24 protein-coding genes are annotated in these 22,352 nt (G+C 44.0%); 19 read left to right on the forward strand and 5 right to left on the reverse strand.

Annotation, left to right across the window (positions count from 1 at the left end; translation table 11 throughout):
• Positions 1 to 97: 97 nt before the first annotated feature.
• Complete coding sequence (locus WAK81_RS03650) at positions 98 to 805, forward strand: pseudouridine synthase (protein ID WP_422195722.1); 708 nt, start codon at positions 98 to 100, stop codon at positions 803 to 805.
• 41 nt (positions 806 to 846) lie between these two features.
• Here the strand turns inward: WAK81_RS03650 and WAK81_RS03655 are convergent, their stop codons facing one another.
• From WAK81_RS03655 to WAK81_RS03665, 3 genes are all read right to left on the reverse strand, one after another.
• On the reverse strand, positions 847 to 1,290 hold the full coding sequence (locus tag WAK81_RS03655) for a GNAT family N-acetyltransferase (protein ID WP_004278907.1): 444 nt from the start codon (positions 1,288 to 1,290) through the stop codon (positions 847 to 849).
• 97 nt (positions 1,291 to 1,387) lie between these two features.
• Positions 1,388 to 1,735, reverse strand: coding sequence for a type II toxin-antitoxin system RelB/DinJ family antitoxin (locus WAK81_RS03660; protein ID WP_004645487.1), 348 nt, complete (start codon positions 1,733 to 1,735; stop codon positions 1,388 to 1,390).
• Between the two features lie 114 nt (positions 1,736 to 1,849).
• Positions 1,850 to 2,758, reverse strand: a complete 909-nt coding sequence (locus WAK81_RS03665) for a pseudouridine synthase (protein ID WP_422195723.1) — start codon at positions 2,756 to 2,758, stop codon at positions 1,850 to 1,852.
• A gap of 127 nt (positions 2,759 to 2,885) precedes the next feature.
• Here WAK81_RS03665 and tsaE point away from each other — a divergent pair, with 127 nt between their 5' ends.
• The 4 genes from tsaE to hfq all read left to right on the forward strand — a co-directional run bounded on the left by tsaE (position 2,886) and on the right by hfq (position 6,817).
• The gene (gene tsaE, locus WAK81_RS03670; protein ID WP_422195755.1) at positions 2,886 to 3,362 is read left to right on the forward strand and encodes a tRNA (adenosine(37)-N6)-threonylcarbamoyltransferase complex ATPase subunit type 1 TsaE; all 477 of its coding nucleotides are present in this window, start codon (positions 2,886 to 2,888) and stop codon (positions 3,360 to 3,362) included.
• Positions 3,355 to 5,322: a DNA mismatch repair endonuclease MutL gene (gene mutL / locus WAK81_RS03675; protein ID WP_422195756.1), complete on the forward strand. Its 1,968-nt coding sequence runs from the start codon at positions 3,355 to 3,357 to the stop codon at positions 5,320 to 5,322. Before tsaE ends, mutL begins: the two co-directional genes overlap by 8 nt.
• 6 nt (positions 5,323 to 5,328) lie before the next feature.
• On the forward strand, positions 5,329 to 6,273 hold the full coding sequence (gene miaA, locus WAK81_RS03680) for a tRNA (adenosine(37)-N6)-dimethylallyltransferase MiaA (protein WP_422195724.1): 945 nt from the start codon (positions 5,329 to 5,331) through the stop codon (positions 6,271 to 6,273).
• 91 nt (positions 6,274 to 6,364) lie between these two features.
• On the forward strand, positions 6,365 to 6,817 hold the full coding sequence (gene hfq / locus WAK81_RS03685; protein ID WP_422195725.1) for an RNA chaperone Hfq: 453 nt from the start codon (positions 6,365 to 6,367) through the stop codon (positions 6,815 to 6,817).
• A 119-nt stretch (positions 6,818 to 6,936) separates the two neighbouring features.
• On the opposite strand, the gene WAK81_RS03690 is transcribed toward hfq, so the two are convergent.
• Together WAK81_RS03690 and WAK81_RS03695 are read right to left on the reverse strand one after the other, a co-directional pair.
• On the reverse strand, positions 6,937 to 8,244 hold the full coding sequence (locus WAK81_RS03690) for a peptidylprolyl isomerase (RefSeq protein ID WP_422195726.1): 1,308 nt from the start codon (positions 8,242 to 8,244) through the stop codon (positions 6,937 to 6,939).
• The gene (locus tag WAK81_RS03695) at positions 8,244 to 10,697 is read right to left on the reverse strand and encodes an LPS-assembly protein LptD (RefSeq protein WP_422195727.1); all 2,454 of its coding nucleotides are present in this window, start codon (positions 10,695 to 10,697) and stop codon (positions 8,244 to 8,246) included. The genes WAK81_RS03690 and WAK81_RS03695 overlap by 1 nt, the downstream gene beginning before the upstream one ends.
• Positions 10,698 to 10,818: 121 nt before the next feature.
• Here WAK81_RS03695 and WAK81_RS03700 point away from each other — a divergent pair, with 121 nt between their 5' ends.
• From WAK81_RS03700 to WAK81_RS03765, 14 genes are all read left to right on the forward strand, one after another.
• Positions 10,819 to 11,832 (forward strand): aminoglycoside phosphotransferase family protein, encoded by a 1,014-nt coding sequence (locus tag WAK81_RS03700; protein ID WP_422195728.1) that lies wholly within the window; start codon positions 10,819 to 10,821, stop codon positions 11,830 to 11,832.
• Complete coding sequence (gene murU, locus WAK81_RS03705) at positions 11,833 to 12,522, forward strand: N-acetylmuramate alpha-1-phosphate uridylyltransferase MurU (protein WP_422195729.1); 690 nt, start codon at positions 11,833 to 11,835, stop codon at positions 12,520 to 12,522.
• An 84-nt stretch (positions 12,523 to 12,606) separates the two neighbouring features.
• Positions 12,607 to 13,239 (forward strand): 16S rRNA (guanine(527)-N(7))-methyltransferase RsmG, encoded by a 633-nt coding sequence (gene rsmG, locus WAK81_RS03710; protein WP_422195730.1) that lies wholly within the window; start codon positions 12,607 to 12,609, stop codon positions 13,237 to 13,239.
• 25 nt (positions 13,240 to 13,264) lie between these two features.
• Entirely contained in the window at positions 13,265 to 14,047 is a 783-nt protein-coding gene (locus WAK81_RS03715; RefSeq protein ID WP_422195731.1) for a ParA family protein, read from the forward strand.
• Positions 14,044 to 14,931, forward strand: coding sequence for a ParB/RepB/Spo0J family partition protein (locus WAK81_RS03720; protein ID WP_422195732.1), 888 nt, complete (start codon positions 14,044 to 14,046; stop codon positions 14,929 to 14,931). Before WAK81_RS03715 ends, WAK81_RS03720 begins: the two co-directional genes overlap by 4 nt.
• Positions 14,932 to 14,962: 31 nt before the next feature.
• The gene (locus WAK81_RS03725; RefSeq protein ID WP_422195733.1) at positions 14,963 to 15,601 is read left to right on the forward strand and encodes a MotA/TolQ/ExbB proton channel family protein; all 639 of its coding nucleotides are present in this window, start codon (positions 14,963 to 14,965) and stop codon (positions 15,599 to 15,601) included.
• A 10-nt stretch (positions 15,602 to 15,611) separates the two neighbouring features.
• Positions 15,612 to 16,034 (forward strand): ExbD/TolR family protein, encoded by a 423-nt coding sequence (locus WAK81_RS03730; RefSeq protein ID WP_004278885.1) that lies wholly within the window; start codon positions 15,612 to 15,614, stop codon positions 16,032 to 16,034.
• Entirely contained in the window at positions 16,034 to 17,761 is a 1,728-nt protein-coding gene (gene msbA, locus WAK81_RS03735) for a lipid A export permease/ATP-binding protein MsbA (protein WP_422195734.1), read from the forward strand. The genes WAK81_RS03730 and msbA overlap by 1 nt, the downstream gene beginning before the upstream one ends.
• 3 nt (positions 17,762 to 17,764) lie before the next feature.
• Positions 17,765 to 18,769 (forward strand): tetraacyldisaccharide 4'-kinase, encoded by a 1,005-nt coding sequence (lpxK, locus tag WAK81_RS03740; protein WP_422195735.1) that lies wholly within the window; start codon positions 17,765 to 17,767, stop codon positions 18,767 to 18,769.
• A gap of 12 nt (positions 18,770 to 18,781) precedes the next feature.
• A complete protein-coding gene (kdsB, locus tag WAK81_RS03745) occupies positions 18,782 to 19,543 on the forward strand; it encodes a 3-deoxy-manno-octulosonate cytidylyltransferase (RefSeq protein ID WP_422195736.1) in 762 nt (253 codons plus the stop codon).
• A gap of 14 nt (positions 19,544 to 19,557) precedes the next feature.
• Positions 19,558 to 20,538 (forward strand): DNA polymerase III subunit delta', encoded by a 981-nt coding sequence (locus tag WAK81_RS03750; RefSeq protein ID WP_422195737.1) that lies wholly within the window; start codon positions 19,558 to 19,560, stop codon positions 20,536 to 20,538.
• A 15-nt stretch (positions 20,539 to 20,553) separates the two neighbouring features.
• On the forward strand, positions 20,554 to 20,895 hold the full coding sequence (locus tag WAK81_RS03755) for a PilZ domain-containing protein (RefSeq protein ID WP_280560448.1): 342 nt from the start codon (positions 20,554 to 20,556) through the stop codon (positions 20,893 to 20,895).
• Between the two features lie 27 nt (positions 20,896 to 20,922).
• On the forward strand, positions 20,923 to 21,696 hold the full coding sequence (locus WAK81_RS03760; protein ID WP_422195738.1) for a TatD family hydrolase: 774 nt from the start codon (positions 20,923 to 20,925) through the stop codon (positions 21,694 to 21,696).
• 41 nt (positions 21,697 to 21,737) lie between these two features.
• The gene (locus tag WAK81_RS03765) at positions 21,738 to 22,352 is read left to right on the forward strand and encodes a TetR/AcrR family transcriptional regulator (RefSeq protein ID WP_005252237.1); all 615 of its coding nucleotides are present in this window, start codon (positions 21,738 to 21,740) and stop codon (positions 22,350 to 22,352) included.

Genomic DNA, 22,352 nt, shown 5'->3' on the forward strand with positions numbered 1-22,352 from the left:
TTCAACGCATGATACCTCGAAAACAGCGGAAGAAACCAAATTCATGACTGTTTCAGGATAGAATGCACAGATCTTCACTCGATACAGGTATAAACAGATGCTATTGGAAAAAATGTTGCAGTCACAAGGTTTCGGCTCCCGCAAGCATTGTCAGCAACTGATTAAAAATGGTGCTGTTTCAATTCAAGATGAAGTGATTGACAATCCCAAACATAAACTGGATTTGAATAACTTAAATTTCGAGGTTTATGGGAAAAGTCATACCTATCGAGAAAAAGTCTATATCGCATTAAATAAGCCACAAGGCTACGAGTGTTCGCATCAGGCGACGCATCACTTTAGTGTGTTTGACCTGTTTGATGACATTCTGTTGAATCGGGGAATTCAGTGTGTGGGGCGTCTGGATCAGGATACCACCGGACTGTTATTGCTGACCGATGATGGACAGTCTCTGCAAGCGCTCACCCATCCTAAAAAGCATGTCGCTAAAGTTTATCAGATGCAAACTGCGGATCTAGTCACGGATGAACAGATTCAACAGCTAGAACAGGGGGTCGAATTGAGAAATGAAAAAGGCATTTTCGCAGCTACTGAAGTGACTCGATTGGCTGAAAATCGTTTGCAAATGACCGTTCATCAAGGCGTCTATCATCAGGTAAAACGCATGCTGGCTGCCGTAGGCAATAAAGTTGAACAGCTACATCGTGCACAGATTGGTGCTTTGGCCTTGCCTGAACTGGCTGAAGGAGAATGGCTGTATTTAAATGCGGAGCAGGTGGCGCAGGCCAAATTCCGCTCTGAATAATAAATTTTTTATTCGCTTGAAATGTGATTTAAAAATAGGGCTTATTTCAGAAAACAGTGATAGGTCTGAAATTCATCATCCTTGATAAATCCCATGGATTCATACAATTTATGCGATTGATAATTGTTTTTTTGGGTTTCTAGCGTGATTCTTAAGGCCTGTTCATGTTTGGCAAATAAAATCGCGGTATCAATCAGTTGTTTGGCTGCGCCCTGACGTCGAAAAACCGGAGTGATATAGACATCATCCAGAATATAATAGGTCGAGCAGGCCACCGAAGAAAAACCCAGATACAGGATAATAAAGCCGGTAAAGGTATCATCTTTGGTATTAATGAAAATGACGGTCTGTCCATCTTCAAAACGTTGTTTTAAAAATTGGTAAGAGAGTTCAGGATTGGAAGACGTACCATAAAACTGTCGATATTCATCAAATAATACCGCCAGCTGATTCAGGTCTGCTGACTGGGCGCGTCGTACGAGCATTGCATACTCCATGCTAATTTTTTATTGATTATCAGCATCAAGCATAGCGAAGTTTGTGAGTGGCAGGCTTTAGAAATTGTTCGGAAATGCAACAATGTTAAATTTTGTCGCTTTCACCCAAAATGGCATTCAGTTCTTCAAATAAATCAAGATGATCATCATCCAGCTGGATCTCCTGATCATCCAATAGATTCAGGGCAGAACTGGAAAGCGCATTTTGCTCGGTTTTAGCTTCATTTTGTTTTAGCTTGCGCAAGCGGATCAGTTGTTCCAGATTAATATTCTGGTTTTCAATCGAGAAGGGGATCGATTTGGTAATCACCACCTGCTTGAAAAAAAGACGCACGGCCTGAGCTGGCGTAATCCCCAATTGCTTAAATACCGCAAAGGCTTGTTTCTTCTCTTGCGAGTCCAAGCGAATTTGATAAACTTCAGTTTTTCTCATAATATTTTTAAAGCTTTAAATTACTTAACTTTTCGCCTTTATTCTAATCAATTACATTTGAAATTCAATCTTAAAGCGACCGATTTTATAAAATAATCTGTAATGACAAGCGATTTACAGTGTCAATTCAAGTTGGGAGCTGAAATTCATGCTTTTCTGTGTGATCGGATCGACAAATTGAATATGTTTGGCCAATAAACTTAAAGGTGCAGAAAAATCATCTTCCGCCTTGTGCGCTACCTGTGGGTAAAAGGGATCGTTCTGAATCGGAATACCCAGATGATTCAAGTGCACCCGTAATTGGTGCTGTTTGCCAGTATGCGGTTTCAACTCATATTTAGCCCATTCTGTATTACGTTCCAGCAGGTCAATCGCTGTCTCGCTATTTGGCGTTCCGGCTAGCACGTGCATGGTATAAAAGGGCTGTCCCTTTTCCATTCTTAATCGCGTGATCAATGGTAATTTTAAATCAGGTTGATAGGCCGCAATCGCATGATAGGTTTTTTGTACCTGACGTGTAGCAAACATCTGCTGATATAGGCCACGCGATTCCACGCATTTGGAAATCAGAACTACACCTGCCGTTTCACGGTCCAGCCGGTGAATGGGGGTTAAATCTTCATTGCCGGTTTGCTTTTTAAGACGAACCAGTAGCGTTTCCTGCACATATTGTCCGGTCGGACTCATGGTCAAAAAATGCGGTTTATCGACCACCATGAAATGCTCATTTTCAAATAAAATCTGATGTTGAAAAGGAACATGCACTTCATGTGCCAAAAAGCGATAATAGAAACAGTGGCTATTGGACTGAAAAGGGCTTTCTGTAGTTAATTGATTGCCCTGAGCATCATAGACCAGACCTTCGGCGAAACGGGACTGCCATTCATCTGCTGCGATATGCGCAAATTGTGTGCATAAATAATCAAAAACTGTCAGGGGCGCATCCGGACTGGCTGGCAAAAACACTTTACTGGCACTGACCCCATTCAGCATGGGCGGGTTAAAATCAACAGTCGGTTGCATGGCAGGCAGATTAACCTCTTAAGGAGCAGATGTTTGTGAAAAAATACAGTTTCTCACACGGGTGAATAGGCTTTTAAAGCGTGGCGATGCTATCATATTTATTCTTTTGCATCATGTCGTGAGTAATATGCCTTATTCATTTAATGTCACTTTAAATCATGAAGACGATACCCAAAAACTGGCCAAGGTTCTGGCGGAAAATTTCCCTGCGGGGGTCGTGTATCTGATTGGTGACCTGGGGGCAGGAAAAACGACATTAACGCGCTATTATTTACAGCAGTTGGGTCATAAAGGTTCTGTGAAAAGTCCAACCTATACACTGGTTGAACCCTATCAAATCAATGGTCAGGATATTTTTCATTTTGATCTGTATCGCCTCAATGACCCGTATGAGCTGGAATTGATGGGCATCCGGGATTATCTGGAAACACCGAATGCGCTATTTTTATTTGAATGGCCATCCAAAGGTGGCGATGAAATTCCGCAAGCTGACCTGATTATTGAAATTTTAAAATCAGAAGATGAATTGACCCGTACTGCGAGTCTGATTTCTTCAAATCTGGTATTGCAACAGGCTTTGGAGCGTGAATTTTCAAATGGTTGATGATTTAAGTCTGCGCCGTATTCGTACCCTTGATCCTGCACTTGCCAACCAGATTGCCGCAGGTGAGGTGATTGAACGTCCGGCTTCTGTGGTCAAGGAATTACTGGAAAACTCGATTGATGCGGGTGCGACAGAACTGATCATTCGGGTTGAACAGGGCGGCAGTACTTTAATTGAAATCATCGACAATGGTCGTGGCATTCATGCTGAAGATCTGGCTTTGGCCGTCATGCGCCATGCCACCAGCAAGATCCAGAGCGCCGATGAGCTGTATGCGATTAGCAGTCTGGGCTTTCGTGGCGAAGCACTGGCTTCGATAGCAGCAGTTTCACGCCTGACCATGATCAGCAGTCAAAGTGACGAGGGCATCGGTTATCAGGTTGAAGTCAATGGCACAGCTTTTGATCATCAGGAAATTCAGGCTGTTGCAGCCTCAAAAGGAACGCATATCCGGGTTCAGGATTTGTTTTTTAATGTGCCTGCACGCCGTAAATTCCTGAAAAAACCGGGCACTGAATTTGGGCATATTGAAGAAATTGTGCGCCGTATGGCGTTAACGCATTTTGATATCCGGTTTGTGCTGGAACATAATGAAAGCATCAAGCTGAATTTACCCGTGGCGGATAGCGGCGCTTTGCGTTTTCAGCGGGTACAGCAATTGCTTGGCCGCCAGTTTACTGAAAATGCCTACTGGATCGATGCAGACAGTATCAACATGCGTTTGTCTGGCTGGCTCGGTCATCCTTCAGATGCGCGGGCACAGGCGGATCTACAATATGTTTATGTGAATGGCCGGATTGTCAAAGACAAAACCATTTCCCATGCCTTGCGTATGGCCTATGACGGTATCTTGCATGGTCATCAGCATGCGGCTTATTTACTGTTTTTGGAAGTTGATCCTGAAAATATCGATGTCAACGTTCATCCGACCAAGCATGAAATTCGCTTCCTGAATCAACGTGAAGTACACGAGTTTGTGCGGCATTATGCCAAGGAAACTCTGGCACAATTCCAGACTGCGACTGCGGATCTGGCCGAGGCGATGAAACAGGATCAACAGCCTAATTTTGTGGCGCCACAACCACGCTATCAGGAGCAGTTTAGCCTGCATCATGCTGCGCATTCGCAGCCGCAGGTGCTTAGAACGACATCTGCCTTAAGTGAAAATGAAACTTCAGATGTACTGACCGATTTTGCATCTTCACGTCCACAAACGGTGCATTACTCCCAAGATTACCGTAAATCTTATTCTGGTTCACAGCAGCTGAATAATGCCTTGCAAAGTTATTTAGCTCCGCTCAGAGAGAGTTCAGAAACTGAAACCTTTAATCCTGATCAGTCTTTCCAGACATATGTAAAGTCTAAAGTCGATGAGCATCCATTGGGCATTGCAATTGCCCAGTTACATGGTATCTACATTCTGGCGCAAAATACCGAAGGTCTGATTATTGTCGATATGCATGCGGCGCATGAACGTATCGTTTTGCAGCAAATGAAATCAGCCTGGGATAAACCTGAATTCTGGACGTCACAGCAATTGCTGATTCCAAAAGTCGTAAACATTAGCTGGATGCAGGCGATGCGGGTTGAAGAACTCAAGGATCAGCTGGCACGTTTAGGTCTGGAAATTGATCAGTATGGTGATGAGCAGGTGATTGTGCGCGGCGTCCCTGCTATTTTGCACAAGGCAGATTTTGATGCCCTGATTCCTGAATTATTGAATGATCTAGATCCGGGTGATCAGGCACAAAGTCTATTGCAGAAGCGTGACCAGATTCTGGCCGGCATGGCCTGTCATGGTGCAGTGCGAGCGCATCGTATCCTGAGTTTGTCTGAGATGAATGCTTTATTGCGTCAGATGGAACAAACCGAATTTGCCAGTCAATGTAATCATGGCCGTCCGACTTGGCGCGCCTTTCCATTGGCTCAACTAGATAAACTTTTTGCTCGAGGAGAGTAGTTTTACATGTCCAATCAATTGCCGGTCATCAATTTAATGGGGCCAACTGCAAGTGGTAAAACCGCTTTGGCATGTGAACTGTATGAGCAAGGAAATTTTGAGCTGATTTCAGTCGATTCTGCGCTGGTTTATCGGGAAATGGACATTGGTACAGCCAAGCCTTCTAAAGAGGAACTGGCGCGCTATCCGCATCATCTGATTGATATTATCAGTCCACTCGAAGTGTATTCTGTGGCCAACTTTGTCGAAGATGCTTGCCGCCTGATTGATGATATTCATATGCGTGGTAAAACCCCGATTCTGGTCGGTGGAACCATGCTTTATTTTAAGGCCTTGCTTGAAGGCTTGTCAGATAATTTACCGAGCGCAGACTATGCTATTCGAGCCGAGATCGAAGCCAAAGCTAAACAGGAGGGCTGGGAGGCTGTTTATGCAGAATTATGTGCAATCGATCCGATTGCCGGTGAAAAATTCAAGGTCAGCGACAAGCAACGCATTATTCGTGCCTTGGAAGTTTTTAAATTGACTGGTGAGCCGATTACAAAACTACAGGCAGAACAATCTAAAAACTTACCATATCGTTACAGTTTCCATAATTATGCGCTTATGCCAGATCGGTTAGAATTGCATGGGCGTATTGAACAACGTCTGGAAATTATGTGGAAAAGCGGTTTTTTAAATGAAGTTGTGAATTTAATTGAAAAATACGATTTTAATGAAAATTTACCTTCCATGCGTTCAGTGGGGTATCGTCAGGCTATAGAATTCTTAAAAAATGCTGATAAAACCAAGGAAAAGCAACGGGAAATGGAGGATAAAGCTTTATTTGCGACACGACAACTTGCAAAACGTCAATATACGTGGTTAAGGTCTTTGCAAGAAAAGCATAAATTTACAACATATTTTACGCTACAGCAGGCTCGAGAAGACTTGCGAAACTGTCACGGATAAAGCAAAATTTAGAGACTATCTTTTTTATAATTTTTAATTGAAAAATAGAGATAGTTTTTGCGCTGATTTTTAATTTTTTTGGAGTTATAACATGTCTAAAGGTCAAACTTTACAAGATCCATTCTTGAATTCTCTCCGTAAGGAACGTATCCCAGTATCTATCTTCCTGGTAAACGGTATTAAATTACAAGGTCATATCGAATCTTTTGACCAATACGTGGTTTTATTAAAAAATACAGTAAGCCAAATGGTTTATAAGCATGCAATTTCAACTGTAGTACCTGCACGTAATCCACGTCCTGCTGGCGCGCCTGCTGGTCCTCAAGGTGCGGGCTTCGGTGGTCAAGGTGCTGCTGGTGGCTTCGGTGGCGGTCAAGGTGCTGGTGGCTTCGGTGGTCAAGGTGGCTTCGGTGGTCAAGGCGGCGGCTTCGGTGGTCAAGGCGCTGGCTTTGGTGGTCAAGGCGCTGGCTTCGGTGGTCAAGGCGCTGGTTTTGACAACGATACTAAATTTGAAGACTCTTCAGACGATGAAAACAATCGTTAATTGAGTTTGAAAATTAAAAAAACCTCTCAATGAGAGGTTTTTTTATATCTGTAAGCTTTAAGTTGTTTAAATAAAAAAGCCAACGAGATGTCGTTGGCTTTTTAGGATTCTGGCTAGGCTTAACGGTTACGTTTAGGATCCAGTTGTGGGTCCTTGATTTCCACATAAGCATTATTGCGCGTTTCACGTAACCAGCTGTCTAATTCGGCATCAAATTGACGTTCACCCAGTAATTGACGGGCCATACGTTCCTGATATTCTTGTGTCATATCTTGTTGGCGTGTTTCGCTCACTTGCAGAATATGCCAGCCAAACTGGGATTGAAACGGTTTGCTGAACTGACCCACTGGGGTGCTTTTCATCTGCTGTTCAAATTCAGGCACCATTACGCCTGGGCTAACCCAACCCAGGCTTCCGCCATCACGAGCCGAGCCAGTATCATTAGAGAAAGTTGAAGCTAAAATAGTAAAATCTTCACCTTGTTTCAGGCGGTTATACAGACTGTCAATCATTTGTTTGGCATTTTCAGGACTTACCACTTCAGACGGTTGAATCAGAATGTGTCGTGTTAAATATTGAGGAACAAGGGCTTTCTGTTCGCCACCTTTACGTTCCAAGAGCTTCAGAACATGTACACCATCAGCCACAGGAATCAGTTCAGAAGTCTGACCCGGTTGCAGAGTGGTTACGCGTGCAGCCAGCTCTGCTGGAATTTCTGACAGATTTCTCACACCCATATCAGCAGCTTCGACTTTAATGTCACCAGTGCTGTACTTTTTGCTGATCGCCTGAATGTCATTGCTGCTATTTAATTCTTGCTTTACCTGTGTTGCAATTTGTTCAGCATTTTCACCGCTTACCCGTAAATGCAGTACATGGACCTGACTGCCAAGCAAGGCCTGACCTTGCGGGGTATTTAGGAAGTTTTTAACATCTTGATCTGTAATTTGAATGCGTGAAGTCACGATTTGTTGACGTAAACGGTTCAATGCCAAATCTTCAGCAATACGGTTACGTAAAGAAGCATAGGTATTTGGCGCCATGGCATCCAGTTTCTGCTGGAAGGCTTCCAGACTCGGTGAGCCAGAATCACGGGCAACTTTCAGAACAGCATCATTTAAAGATTTTTCATCTGGACGAATGTTGTAACGTTTAACTTGTTCAAGCTGTGCCTGACGAATAATCAGTTGCTCTAAGGCTTGTTGCTCAAGATATTGTTGTGGTGGAACTGCCTTTTTCTGTTTTTGCAGCTGATGAGAGATTTCAGCTACACCTTGAGCCAAATCACTACGCAGAATAATACTATTGTCGACTACAGCTACAACTTCATCTTTAGGTTGGGCAACAGCAAAAGTCGTCATCGCTGAAGAAAGGCATAGCGCAAGTGCGGTTGCTTTAAAAATTTGTTTTAACTGTTTTGTCTTCATTAACGTTCTGTCCAAGTTTGATTGATATTGTTAAAACCTAGAATACGATTTTCTAGTAATGAGGTGAGTTTGCTGCTTAACCCACCTAAGCCTTTCAGGCTGACTTCGGCCATAATAGCGCGTTTGGCTTTGACGTTGGAATCATTAACGTCATCTAAGTCATTGTAATATGAGCGACCATAAACAGAAACTCCCCAACAGCATGACTCATAGTTCACGCCAAGTAAATATTCCCGTGCGATACTATTGTCGAGATCAAACTGCGCATGTCCAACCAGACGCCAGTTGTTGGCAATGGGCTGGATAAATGAACCGACAATCTGGTCATAGTTGTCCTGACGGTTCGGAATATCTTTGCGATAGAAATAGCCTAAGTTATAAAGATTGCCTTGATCACCGGTATAATAAACCTGCACATCGCGCTGGGCATTCGATCCATTCGACATCCAGCTTGAGTTCAGATTAACGTGAACATTATTTGACAGTTGACTCGTCAGTTGAATAACAGGGCCGGTATGGCTTTCACGGTCAAATTCATCTGCGTCATTTTCCAGTGTCACACGACGATCTTCAAAGAAAAAGCTCTGTCCAATGCTGGCACGCAGACGCTCCAGACCTTCTTCATTAAATAGGCTATAGCTCAGACCTAAGGAGGCAAAGTTATTGTCTTCCAGGCGGTCATTACCATAAAAGCGACGCGCACTGAAAAGTTGATCATAATTAATCGAAGCAACGACTGAATCAAAGTTCGGCTGATTCTGCTGGTTTTCATATGGTGAATAGGCGTAGAACAGACGAGGCGTTAAGGTCTGTAGATACGTACCTTCTTTTTCGAAAATTAAACCGGTGTCCAGTGTGAATTGTGGTACCACAATTGAATTATTTTCACTAGACGCGCTACGGCTTTGGGTTTTTTCATCATAGAAAGTATTGATGTTGCGTACAGTCGCCTGAGGAATGAAGAATGACCACGGGGTAAAATGATTATAACGCACGGAAAAGTCGTTATAGATCCGTGTACCACTTGGCTGATATACTTTCTCACCCGTTGGGTCAGTATCAGCGAAATTTCTCAGGTCTTTCTGGAAATAAGCCGTATCGTTATTAAACTCAAGTTGTAATCCCAATGGATTGCCGGTTTTGTAATTGACTAAAAGCTGCGGCAAACGCGCATAAGGACGGTCTTCATCCAGTACAGTTGGATCTAGGGTCTGGAAATCTTCGACTTTGAATTGTGCCTTTAAGCCAGGAATACCATTTTTGTAATTGACTTCCCAGGCACGGCGTAAGTTCAGGTCGGTTTTAGAGTTCGGGTTGTTGTCCAGATCAGCGAAGTAATCTTTGTCTGAAGCGTAGTTATATTCAAGGTTGGTGGAGAGCTGATTATTGATCTGCCAGTTATGTAAGAAATGCAGGCTTTTACGATCCTCATCGCTATAGCTTTCATCAGAAGGTAAATAACCTCCCCAAATACGGCTTTCACCATAATTCTCAGTCAGATAACGGAACTCGCCATCCAACATTGCACCACGATCGCCAATATAACGTGGCGTAATCGTCGCATCATATTGCGGTGCCAAATTCAGGTAAACTGGAACACCTAGTTCCAGACCACCATCATTGGTAAAACCAAATGTTGGCGTCAGAATACCGGTAGTGCGGCGGTCATCAATCGGGAAGTTAAAATAAGGTACAGCCAATACCGGAACATCTTTAACATACAACTTGGTATTCCGGGTTTCACCACGTCCAGTTTCCTGGTTCAGCTTGATTTTTTCTGCCTGGATTTTCCAAGTCGGTTTTTGCTCAGGTGGACAGGTGGTATAGGTCCCATTTTCCAGTTCTACCGTCTCGGTCGAGGTTCTGGCGATCTTTTCTGCCCGACCATGCGCATGTTGCTGTTCGGCAATATAGAAGCTGTTATTTAGGTCGCCTTCTTGGGTCTTTAAATTATAATTAATATCATCACTTTGCGAGAGCAGGCCACCCTGAGCAAGTTGTACACGACCTTCTGCTTTGGCATAGGTCTGGGTTTGATCAATCGTTACGCGTTCAGCACGAATCTGACGACCTTGCTGGTCAATGATGACATTGCCTTCTAAATAAGAGTCACCTGCTGGATTGTAGTGACCATAATCTGCAGTAATGGTGGATGTGGCCTGGTCGGGTGCAACGGTTGCTGCATCTGGGGCAATCGGGGTCACCCAGGTGCCTTCACAATAAGCCGAACTTAAATATTTTTCCTGACGTTGCTGTGCTTCAGCCGAGGATTTATCGACATAGTATTGCGAAAAGAATGCTTCACCTGGATAGGTCTCATTTATGCGCTGTTTGAGTTGTTCTGCATTTACATCGGACGAGACATTTGATGCAGCATAGCCGGAGGCTGAGCTGCCACATAAAAGGGTTAAGATCGCAGTCGCTAGAGGATTTATTTTAAAGTGATGCTTCATTTGTCTCATTAACCAATCATGCTTTTATCGCAATTAATTATTGTCGCATCATAGAGAAAAAGTTGATAAGTAGCTACACTTAGCACTTTAAAAACTCAGCCTGTATTAGAATTAATTGCAAATGAATACACAACGCGAACAATTGATACAATCTTGGATTGCCTCTGTACTCGGTTCAGATCAATTTGAAACTCATTTTTTAGCAGGTGATGCCAGCTTCCGTCGTTATGCACGAATCAAACTGAATAATAAAACATTTATGCTGATGGATGCACCACCAGAAAAAGAAGATTGTGTGCCTTTTGTGACGATAGATGAGTTTTTTGATGCACATGGCGTGCGCGTTCCGCATATCGTGGCAAAAGACCTGGAAAATGGCCTTTTACTGCTCGAAGACTTTGGTGATGTGCTGCTGTCGAATCTGCTGAATGACGAGACTGTAGATGCCTATTATGAGCAAAGTTTTAAACAGCTTATTCAGCTGCAATCGATTGCTGGAGAAGGGCATGTCCCAGCGTACTCGTATGAAAAACTGATTTCAGAAATGGAATTATTGACCGACTGGATGTTGCCAGCATTAAAGGTTCAACCGACTGAATCAGAAAGCGCCTTGATCAAACGCACTTTTGCGATTTTGGCTAATGCCGCATTGGCACAGCCACAGGTGATCGTGCATCGGGATTTTCATAGCCGTAACTTGATGAAAATCTATAATGAAGCCGAACTGGGGGTGATTGATTTTCAGGATGCCGTGATTGGTGCGGATACTTATGACCTGATCTCGATTACCCGTGATGCCTATGTACAGTGGAATGCTGATCATGTGTATCGCTGGTTCAAAACTTTCTATGAGTTATTGCCAGTATCTGCTAAAGAAGACCGTGACTTTGAACAGTTTAAAAAAGATGCTGACATGATGGCGATTCAGCGTCATATCAAGATCCTCGGTATTTTTGTGCGTCTGTTTGAACGTGATGGCAAGTCGGGTTATCTCAAGGACTTACCACGTGTGATGTGGTATCTGCTTGAAGAATCTAAGTCTTATGTAGAACTAGAGCCATTCATGCAGTTTATGCGTGATCGAGTCATGCCAGCCTTTGAAGCAAAATATGGGTCATATGAGGTGGCTGTCTAAATGAAAGCGATGATTTTGGCCGCAGGTCTTGGCAATCGTATGCGGCCGCTAACGCTGCATACACCAAAGCCTTTGCTGGAAGTTGGGGGCAAGCCCTTAATCGTCTGGCATATAGAGAAACTGGCTGCGATCGGTGTCACTGAAATTGTCATCAATACGGCTTGGCTCGGCGAAAAACTGGCTCAAGCTTTGGGTGATGGTTCGCAATTTGGCGTATACATCCTTTGGTCACATGAGGGTGAAGGTCTGGAAACCGCTGGTGGAATCATTAATGCCTTGCCACTACTCGGTGATGAACCTTTTATTCTGTTAAATGGCGATGTCTGGACTACGATGGATTTTGCACCTTTATTAGCTGTTGATCTAAAGGGTAATTTGGCACATCTCGTACTTGTGCAGAACCCTGAACAACATCCAGAAGGTGATTTCACGCTTGCAGAAGGGAAAGCTTATACCTTTGATCGGCAAGTCGAAGGTGAAAACCTGACTTTTAGTGGTGTATCAGTACTTGATCCGAAGATGTTCCAAAGTTTAGAGGCAGGCAAGCGTCCTTTAGCTCCGTTGCTAAAAGCAGTAATGCAGAATCAGCAGGTTGCAGCTTCTAAACTGGCAGGTATTTGGGTTGATGTGGGAACCCCGGAGCGTTTAGCGGCACTGGATTTGGCAATCCGTGAAGGGAAGTCTGCTTAAGTGAATATTCACTAAGCACTGCCTACTGTGCCAATATAGAGAAAAGGGTATACTTCCACCTAACTTTTCGAGCGTAGATTGTTTATGCATATGTTTTTTCAAGAACTAAAGCAGGGTAGCCAGGCTTTGGGTTTAGAGCTACCTGATGAAGCTTTAAATTTATTACTCAAGTATCAGGATGCTTTAGTGCTGTGGAACAAAGCATACAATTTGACTGCAATCCGTGATCCAAAAGAAATGCTGGTCAAGCATCTGCTCGACAGTTTAAGTATTTTAAAGGACTTGCCTGTGGGCAGATTGCTGGATATCGGCACAGGTGGTGGTATGCCGGGCATGATCATTGCTTTATGTCAGCCTGAGCGTGAATGTGTATTACTGGATTCTAACGGTAAAAAAATTCGTTTCCTCAAGCAGTTTATTGCTGACTTAAAACTTAAAAATGTTATTGCCGTGCAAACGCGTGTTGAAAACGAAGACAGCATCAATGAACTGGGTCAATTTGATGTGATTACCAGCCGTGCTTTTGCATCATTAACAGACTTTGTGGATGCTTCTAAGCCGTATATGCATGAGCAAACAATTATTGCCTCAATGAAAGGCTTAATTCCTGAAGATGAAGTTGCTACTTTAAAAAATGAATTTAGTTGTGAGATTATTGAACTTAAAGTTCCGCGCTTAGACGAACAGCGTCATTTACTTCTATTAAAACGTATTTAAGATTTTTAAAGGGATTGGGGGCAACATGGCACAAATTATTGCGATTGCAAACCAAAAAGGTGGTGTAGGTAAAACCACAACCGCAGTAAATTTGGCGGCATCTTTAGCTGTGTTAAAAAAACGTGTTTTGCTGGTCGATATGGATTCGCAAGGCAATGCGACCATGGGGTCTGGCATTCAGAAGAATGACCTGCTTTATTCGGTTACCGATGTGTTGCTGGGTGAAGTACCGATTGAAACGGCGATCTCTAAAGCAGAAGTCGGTTACAAGGTTCTTGGGGCAAACCGTGATCTGGCTGGGGTTGAGTTGGCGATTGCAGAGCAGCAAGGGCGTGAGTTCATTTTGCGGGATGCATTGCAGGAAATTGAATCCTCATTTGATTATATTATTGTCGACTGTGCACCAAGTTTAAGCCTGATTACTGTCAATGCGTTGGCAGCCGTGGATGGTGTGCTGATTCCAATGCAGTGTGAATACTATGCACTGGAAGGTCTGGCGGATTTAACCCAAACCATCGACCGGATTCAGCAAGCATTGAATCCAGACCTGCAAATTGTTGGTGTATTACGCACCATGTACGATGCACGCAATGCCTTGACCCGTGACGTATCTGAAGAATTAGAACAATATTTCGGTAAAAAACTGTATGAAACCGTGATTCCACGGAACATTCGTCTGGCTGAAGCGCCAGCACATGGTTTGCCGGTGATTTATTTTGAAAAAAGCTCAAAGGGTGCAGTTGCTTACTTAAATCTGGCAGCTGAAGTATTAAAGAAAAGCAAAGTGAAAAAAGGAAGTAAAGCATGACCGTCAAGAAACGTGGGCTCGCCAAAGGTCGTGGCTTGGATGCCTTGCTAGGCTCAATTCAAAAAGAAAAATTACAACTCGAAGCCCAAGGTCTTGATCATGGTCAGTTGAAACAGATTGATGTGAACTTGCTCAAGCGTGGTGAATATCAGCCGCGCCGTTATATTAACGAGCAGGATTTGCAGGAACTGGCGGCATCGATTGAAAAGCATGGCATCATGCAGCCAATCGTGATCCGTCCGGTTGACGATGAACGCTATCCGTATGAAATTATTGCGGGTGAGCGTCGCTGGCGTGCTGCACAGCTGGCGGGTTTGACCGAGGTTCCTGCGATTGTACGTGATCTGAATGATCAGGTTGCGATTGCACTGGCCCTGATTGAAAACATCCAGCGTCAGGATCTGAATCCAATTGATCAGGCGATGGCCTTGCAGCGTTTTCATGAAGAATTTGGCTTAAGCCATCAGGAAATTGCCGATACTGTGGGTAAAGCGCGTACGACAGTGAGTAATCTACTTCGCCTGCTTAGCCTGGCAGAAGAAGTAAAAGACTTTATGCAACAAGGTTTGCTGGATATGGGACATGCACGTGCGATCTTAACCTTAAAAGCTAAAGATCAGCTCAAAGTCGCAGATATCGTAATTGAAAAAAGTCTGTCTGTTCGTCAAACCGAGCAGTTAGTCCGTGATTTCAATACACCTAAACAAGAAAAAGTAAAACAAGCGCTTGCACCGGATATTCAGCAATTGACCCAGCGCCTTTCAGAGCGTTTCAGTGCAGATGTTAAAATTGACTATAACAAGCAAGGTAAAGGGAAACTGGTTATTAGCTATCACTCTTTAGAAGAACTTGATGGCATTCTTTCTATTTTAGAAGATGAATAATTTATCTATTTTTTATTGGGGAATAAATTAGATGTGGGAATTGGTTAAAGCAGGTGGCTGGCTCATGCTGCCACTGGTCTTGTGTTCTATTTTTATGCTGGCGATTTCGATCGAGCGCCTGATTCGCCTGAAAAAGAACGCAGTACTTCCGTTGACCCTGTTGATGGGGCCTTCGCAAAATACAGCACAAGTCATGCAAAAAATTAACCAAAGTGCGGCCTTAAAGCAAAGCACTTTGGGCCGGGTATTTACTGCGGGCTATACTAGTAAGCCGCAGGGTGAGCAGTATGCGCGTGCGCAGATGGAAGTGGTGGCGTCACAGGAAATCGGTTATCTGGAAAAAAACATTAATTTTCTGGGAACTTTGAGTGCAGTTGCACCCTTACTCGGTTTATTGGGGACTGTACTTGGGATTATTGAATCTTTCCTGATGATCGATGTGGGAACTGGAAGTGATCCGGTCTTGATGATGCCGGGTATTTCCAAGGCTTTAATTACCACAGCAGCCGGTATGCTGATTGCAATTCCTGCACTGTTTGCTCACCGTTATTTTCAGCGTCTTGTTCAGGAATATGTGGCTGAACTTGAGCAGCAAGCGACTTTGTTTCATGCGGATCTTTTTTATCGCAATCATGCAGACATAGACCAAGAAATGCAAAAAGCCAGCTAGGAGGCGGATGATGAAATTCAAACGCAACCAGGTGGAAGATGTGCATATTAATCTGACACCGATGATTGATTGTCTGCTGTTTATTCTGGTCTTTTTGCTGTTGTCGACGACATTTAGCCAAATGAGTCGAATGAATCTGACCTTGCCTGATGCGCAGGGGGTGCCGCCTAAAAGCTATGATCAGAAAGTAGAAGTAATTGTGGATGCCAATGGTCATTACGCAGTCAATGGTCAATCATTGGCCAGTAAGGAAGTCGCAGATTTAAATACTGCAATTAAACAGATTTCTAATGAACGCCGTGATTTAATGTTTGTCATTGCAGCTGACGCGAAAGCTAGCCATCAGGACGTGATTCGTGTCATGGATGTGGCCGGGCAGCTCGGCTTTGTAAATATTAATATCAGTACCAAAGTACCCACCCGAGGTTATTAGTGAAGCACGATTTTAAGGTCTATCTTCGCCTTTTAAGTTATTTAAAACCGTTTTGGGGCATTGCATTGCTTGTCCTGCTGGGTTTTTCTATTAATGCGGCTACGGAAGTCTCTGTCGCTAAATTACTGGAATATATTATTGAGGCGATTCAAAATAAAGACCAGAGTTTCACATCACTTTTCCCGTTTTTAGTGGTCATACTCATGTTCTTCCGGGGCCTGGGTTTGTTCATGGGTGGATATTTTACTGCGGTAATTTCCCGGAATCTGGTATTCAATATCCGTCAGGAAGTTTTTGCAAAATTGCTGCGTTTACCGTCCCAGTATTATCTGGACAATACCAGCGGGCATATTACTGCCAAAATCATGTATAACGTTGAACAGCTAACCGCCGCTTCAACTGAAGCTCTAAGAACCTTGTTGCAACAAGGTCTGATTACTCTGGCACTATTGGGTTATCTGCTGTATACCAACTGGCGTCTGACCATGTGTATCCTGATTTTTGCACCCGTCATCGGTTTTATTATCAGTAAAGCTGCAAGACGGATGCGTAAATTATCGCAGCAAGTGCAAGACACCATGGGTGATGTGAACCATGTGGTGCAGGAAACGGTGAATGCCAACCTGATCGTCAAGGGTTTTGGTGGACAAAACTACGAGCAGGAACGCTTTAAACAGAACTCGCTGGAAAACTTGCGTCGTGGCTTGAAAATGGTTGCTGTACAACAGTTGAATAGTCCTGTGGTTCAGCTGATCATGTCGATTTCACTAAGTATCGTGATGTTTATTGCCTTGCGCCCACAAATTCTGGGCGATACCTCTGCAGGTGAATTTGTCGCTTATATTACTGCGGCGGGTATGTTGGCAAGACCAATCAAGGCTTTGACCGACATTAACGAGAAGATTCAACGTGGTATGGCTGCAGCACATTCAGTATTTGAATTGCTGGATATGCCTGAGGAAAAAAATACCGGGACTTTAACGGATAGTCTAAAAGGCGACATTGAATTTAAAGATGTCAACCTGATTTATGATGATGGTCATCATGCCATTCATGATTTTAATTTAAAGGTGAAGGCTGGTGAGACCGTGGCGCTGGTCGGTCGTTCCGGTGCAGGTAAAAGTTCGCTGGTGAATCTGCTGGTGCGTTATCAGGATGCGACTTCGGGGCAGATCCTGCTGGATCAGAAACCGATTGAAGATTTTGAAATTACCGCCTTGCGAACCCAGATTGCCATGGTGAACCAGCAAGTAGTGCTGTTTAACCGAACCGTGCGGGAAAATATTGCTTATGGTCAGCTGGAAGGTGCCTCCGATGAAGATATTATTGCGGCAGCAAAGGCAGCCTATGCGCATGATTTTATTATGGCATTGCCGCAAGGTTATGATACTCAGCTGGGTGCCCAGGGTTTAAACCTGTCTGGTGGCCAGCGTCAGCGCATCGCCATCGCGCGCGCAATTTTGAAAAATGCCTCTATCCTGATTCTGGATGAAGCGACCAGTGCGCTGGATAACGAGTCGGAATACTTTATTCAGCGTGCCTTTGATAAAGCCATGCAGGACCGTACCACCATCGTAATTGCACATCGTCTATCGACCATTGAAAACGCGGATCGTATTGTGGTCATGGATCAGGGGCGTATTGTTGAGCAGGGCAGTCATTTGGAACTTATGGCGCTACATGGTGCTTATTATCAGTTGCATCAGCGTAACTTTGAGGAACAGTAACTTATGGCACTGGCACAAATCATTCAGGATGCTTGGAATGCACAGGCAAAGTGGCTGGTGGTGCTGCGCCCTTTGTCATGGTTGTATCGCTTGGGTTTTGTCAGTAATCACTGGCTTTATCAAAAAGGCATTAAAAAAAGTTATAGCGCGCCGATTCCCGTTATGGTGATTGGCAATATCACGGTCGGTGGTAGCGGTAAAACACCTTTGCTGATTCATCTGGTGGATTATTTAACCGAGAAAAATGTTCGTGTAGGCGTGATCAGTCGAGGCTATGGCGGCCAAGGTCCATTTCCTGCCTATGTCGACTTTAATACCTTGCCGGAGATTGTCGGAGATGAGCCTGCCTTGATTGTACAGGCAACAGGCGTGCCGATGGTAGTTGGCCCCAATCGGCAGAAAAGTATCGAGCTATTGCTGCACAAACATGAACTGGATCTGATTATCTGTGATGATGGCCTGCAGCATTGGGCCTTGAACCGCCAGATTGAGTGGATTGTGCTGGATAATAATCGCGGTCTGGGCAATCAAAAACTGCTTCCTGAAGGCTATCTGCGCGAACCGGTAACACGGCTAGAAACCGGAACCGTAATTGAGCATTCGGCTAACCCAAGCTCTGAACTGCATATGCATCTGGCTGCATCACAGCCTTATTTGCTCAATCAGGACAACAATAAAATCTTTGATCCTCAAGTAGCTTTTTATGCGGTGGTGGGGATTGGTTTTCCACAACGGTTTTATCAGACCTTACAGGATTTAGGCATAGAACAATTTCAGTGTCATGAGTTTCCAGACCATCATGACTATGACATTGAGGATTTACAGTTTGATGATGGTAATCCGATCATTACCACTGAAAAAGACGCAGTAAAAATTATGGCGCTACTTAAACAATATCCAGATTTTAAACAGGATATCTGGGTAGTGCCAGTCGATGCAGTCCTATCGCCAGCCTGCTATACAGTCTTGCAGCAACAGTTACAACAATACGGTATTCAAATTTCTTAAGGCTCATTCATTATGAAACACATTGTTATTCCTGCACGTTTCGCCAGTTCACGTCTGCCGGGTAAACCGTTGCTGGAGATTCATGGTCGTCCCATGATTCTGCGGGTAGTGGATCAAGCCAAAAAAGTACAAGGTTTTGACGATCTGTGTGTGGCAACTGATGATGAGCGTATTGCTGCCGTTTGCCGTGCTGAAGGCATTGATGTGGTTATTACCTCAGCGGATCATCCTTCAGGCACAGACCGCCTGAGTGAAGTGGCTCGAATCAAGGGCTGGGAAAGTGATGACATTATTGTCAATGTACAGGGCGATGAGCCTTTATTGCCGGCGCAACTGGTAAAACAGGTTGCTCAACTTCTAGAAGATCAGCCAGAATCTTCCATGTCGACGCTATGTGAGCCGATCCATCAATTGGATGAATTTAAACGTGACAGCATTGTAAAAGTCGTAATGTCGAAACACCAGCAGGCACTGTATTTTAGTCGTGCTACCATTCCTTATGACCGTGATGGCGCGAAACTGGCTGAACCAAAATTGCATGATCAGGCCTATCGTCATTTAGGCCTATATGCCTATCGGGTCAAACTGTTGCAAGAATATGTGACCTGGGAAATGGGTGTGCTGGAGAAACTGGAATCTCTAGAACAGTTACGGGTTCTGGAAAATGGTCACCGTATTGCCATTGCCGTGGCTGAAGCCAATTTGCCGCCAGGTGTAGATACCCAGGAAGATCTGGATCGCCTGAATCAGATGGATCTTTCCTATTTTGCCTAAGAAGAGTCAAATACATGCCTTTTGATGTCAATGCCCATATCTATCCATGGCAGCAACAGGTTTGGGAAACGCTGACCGGGCGCTTTCCCAAGCTTGGGCATGGTTTATTGTTTTATGGAAAAAAGGGCTGTGGCAAAGAAGCATTTACCCAACAGTTTTTGGCTTGGGTGTTATGTCTGAATCGTCAGCCTGTCGGGCCATGTGGTGAATGTAGCAGCTGTCAATGGTTAAAGGCAGATACCCATCCCAACTATGTGCATATCAGTACCGATGAAGACAATAAAAAACAGAATGCCAAAATCAAGATTGAGAAGATTCGTGATCTTCTGCCCTTTGTACAACAGACTGTAGATGGCTGGCGGGTGATTGTGATTGAGCCAGCAGAAGCCTTGAATATTGCCTCTGCCAATGCCTTGCTTAAAACGCTGGAAGAACCCGGTGATAATACAGTTATTATTTTACTGGCAAATCATTATTTAAAATTGCCCGCGACCATACGCAGTCGTTTGCAGCACTTTGCCTTGGACCGGATTTCGGCCGCACAGTTTGATAAATATGTGCAGGCACAGTTACCAGAAGCAGGTTCAAGCCAGCGACAGTTATTGATGAACCTCTCCAATCAGATGCCTTTGCAAGCTTTGGAAGTTGCACAAAGTGGCTGGTTACCATTGCGTCAGGACTTCCTGCAAGACTGGCAAAAACTGGTCATTCAGAAAAATATGCCGATGGCAATTGCGACCAAATGGAATAAAAGCCTGAGTTTTGGTGAATTTGCTCAAATGTTTGAATACTTGTTGTCCGATTTAATTTGTGTCAAGCTAAATCAGACGGTGAAAAACATTGATCTTGAGTTTAATGCACTAGCCGAACAATATTCATTAGAAGCACTTTTTAAAATTTATGAGGATTTTCAGCAAGCCAAGCAATACCTCGAGCAGAATGTCCAGAGCAATCTGGTTATTGATGAATTGTTTATCAGGCTGATGAATCTTTAATTAAGGGGAAATCACATGCAACCACGTATGGGCGGTATTATTCAGGCCAATATTCCTGACATTGAAACATTGTTTGCCAGCTATATGCCTTATGTTGTAGGTGGTGGGCTTTTTATTCCTTCCAAGCAACCGGTTAAACTGGGTGAAGAGGTTTTTGTATTGACGACCTTGCCTGAGCAGACCCAGAAAATTCCTTTAACCGGTAAAGTCATCTGGGTCTCGCAAAAGCAGAATGGCATCAAGCCACAAGGCTTTGGTATCCAGTTAAGCGGTGAAAAAGGCGTTTATTTCAAAAATGAAGCAGATCGTCTGGTTGCAGGTCTTAAATCTGAAGGACGTAAAAGTTACACTATGTAGTTAATTTACCCTTGGTAGGAACGCATCGTGTTTGTAGATACTCATTGTCATTTAACCCTGCTTGATTTGACACCATATCATGGTGATCTGGATCAGGCACTGGCTCAGGCTCGTGAAGCCGGTGTTTCCAAATTCATGAGTATCTCGGTCGATCTGGATGATCATATCGCGCTGGCAAAAATTGCCGCAAGGCATGCAGATGTTGGCTATACTGTGGGCGTGCATCCTTGTGAAGATGCTGCCACGATGGCGCGTGCCACGACTGAATATCTGGTCGAGCTGGCACAACCGGAAAAAGTCTGGGCGCTCGGTGAAACCGGTCTGGATTATTATCACAGTACCGATTTTATTGCAGAGCAAAAGGCCTGTTTTGCCCGGCATATTCATGCGTCACAAATCACCAAAAAACCTGTAGTCGTTCATACCCGTTCCGCCAAGCATGATACTGTTGATATTATCCGGGCGGAAAAATCGACTCACGGGATTCTGCACTGTTTTACCGAAGACTGGGAAACCGCTAAAGCAGTACTGGACTGCGGTTATTATGTGTCATTTTCCGGAATTGTTTCATTTAAAAATGCGCAGGATCTGCGTGATGTCGCCAAACAGGTTCCGCTAGATCGTGTGCTGATCGAGACTGACAGTCCTTATCTTGCGCCGATGCCGTATCGTGGTAAATCTAATGAGCCTAAATACGTTCCTTATGTAGCCAAAGCGCTTTGCGATGTATATGATAAGTCAATAGAAGAAATGGCTTATATCACAAAGCAGAACTTTGAAAATCTTCTGAATTTAAAGTAAATAAAGTTATATAAAGTGCAAAGAGAGTTTATAGGGTGAAGATGGATCGTCAGGCTCAGTTTCGAGCAAGAGAAACCTTGATTTTTCAAGTTGCAGAACAGCTCCTGTTGGAAAATGGTGAAGCAGGAATGACGCTAGATGCGCTTGCTGCCGAGCTTGATCTGGCCAAAGGGACACTTTATAAACATTTCCAGAGTAAAGATGAACTTTACATGCTGCTGATTATCCGTAATGAGCGCATGTTGCTGGAAATGATTCAGGATAGCGATAAAGCCTTTCCTGAACATCTGGCCTTCTTTATGCTGCATCATTTACATCATCCTGAACGTACCGTGCTGTTTCACCAGATTGAAGAACGCCTGTCGACGACTGGGGTCGGAATCCAGCACCTGTTTAGTGAGCTTTATCAGGTGCGCAAACAGCGCTTACGTCTGATTATCCGCATGACAGAAACTTATCTGGCTTCGATCAACAGCCGCATGTCAGTGCGTGATTATCTGGCTTCTATCTGGTCGCTGACCCATGGTGCAGCCGCAATTCTCAATTCCAGTTTCTATCAGCGTTATTTGGGTTCGCGCGATACCTTGCGTGTGGCCTATATCGATCAGGCACTTGCTTTGCCTAAGCAGGTGCATTCTGCCGAGCAGTTTGCCTAA

The organism is Acinetobacter sp., assembly GCF_049284435.1.
In the GTDB taxonomy this organism is placed as follows: Bacteria; Pseudomonadota; Gammaproteobacteria; order Pseudomonadales; family Moraxellaceae; genus Acinetobacter.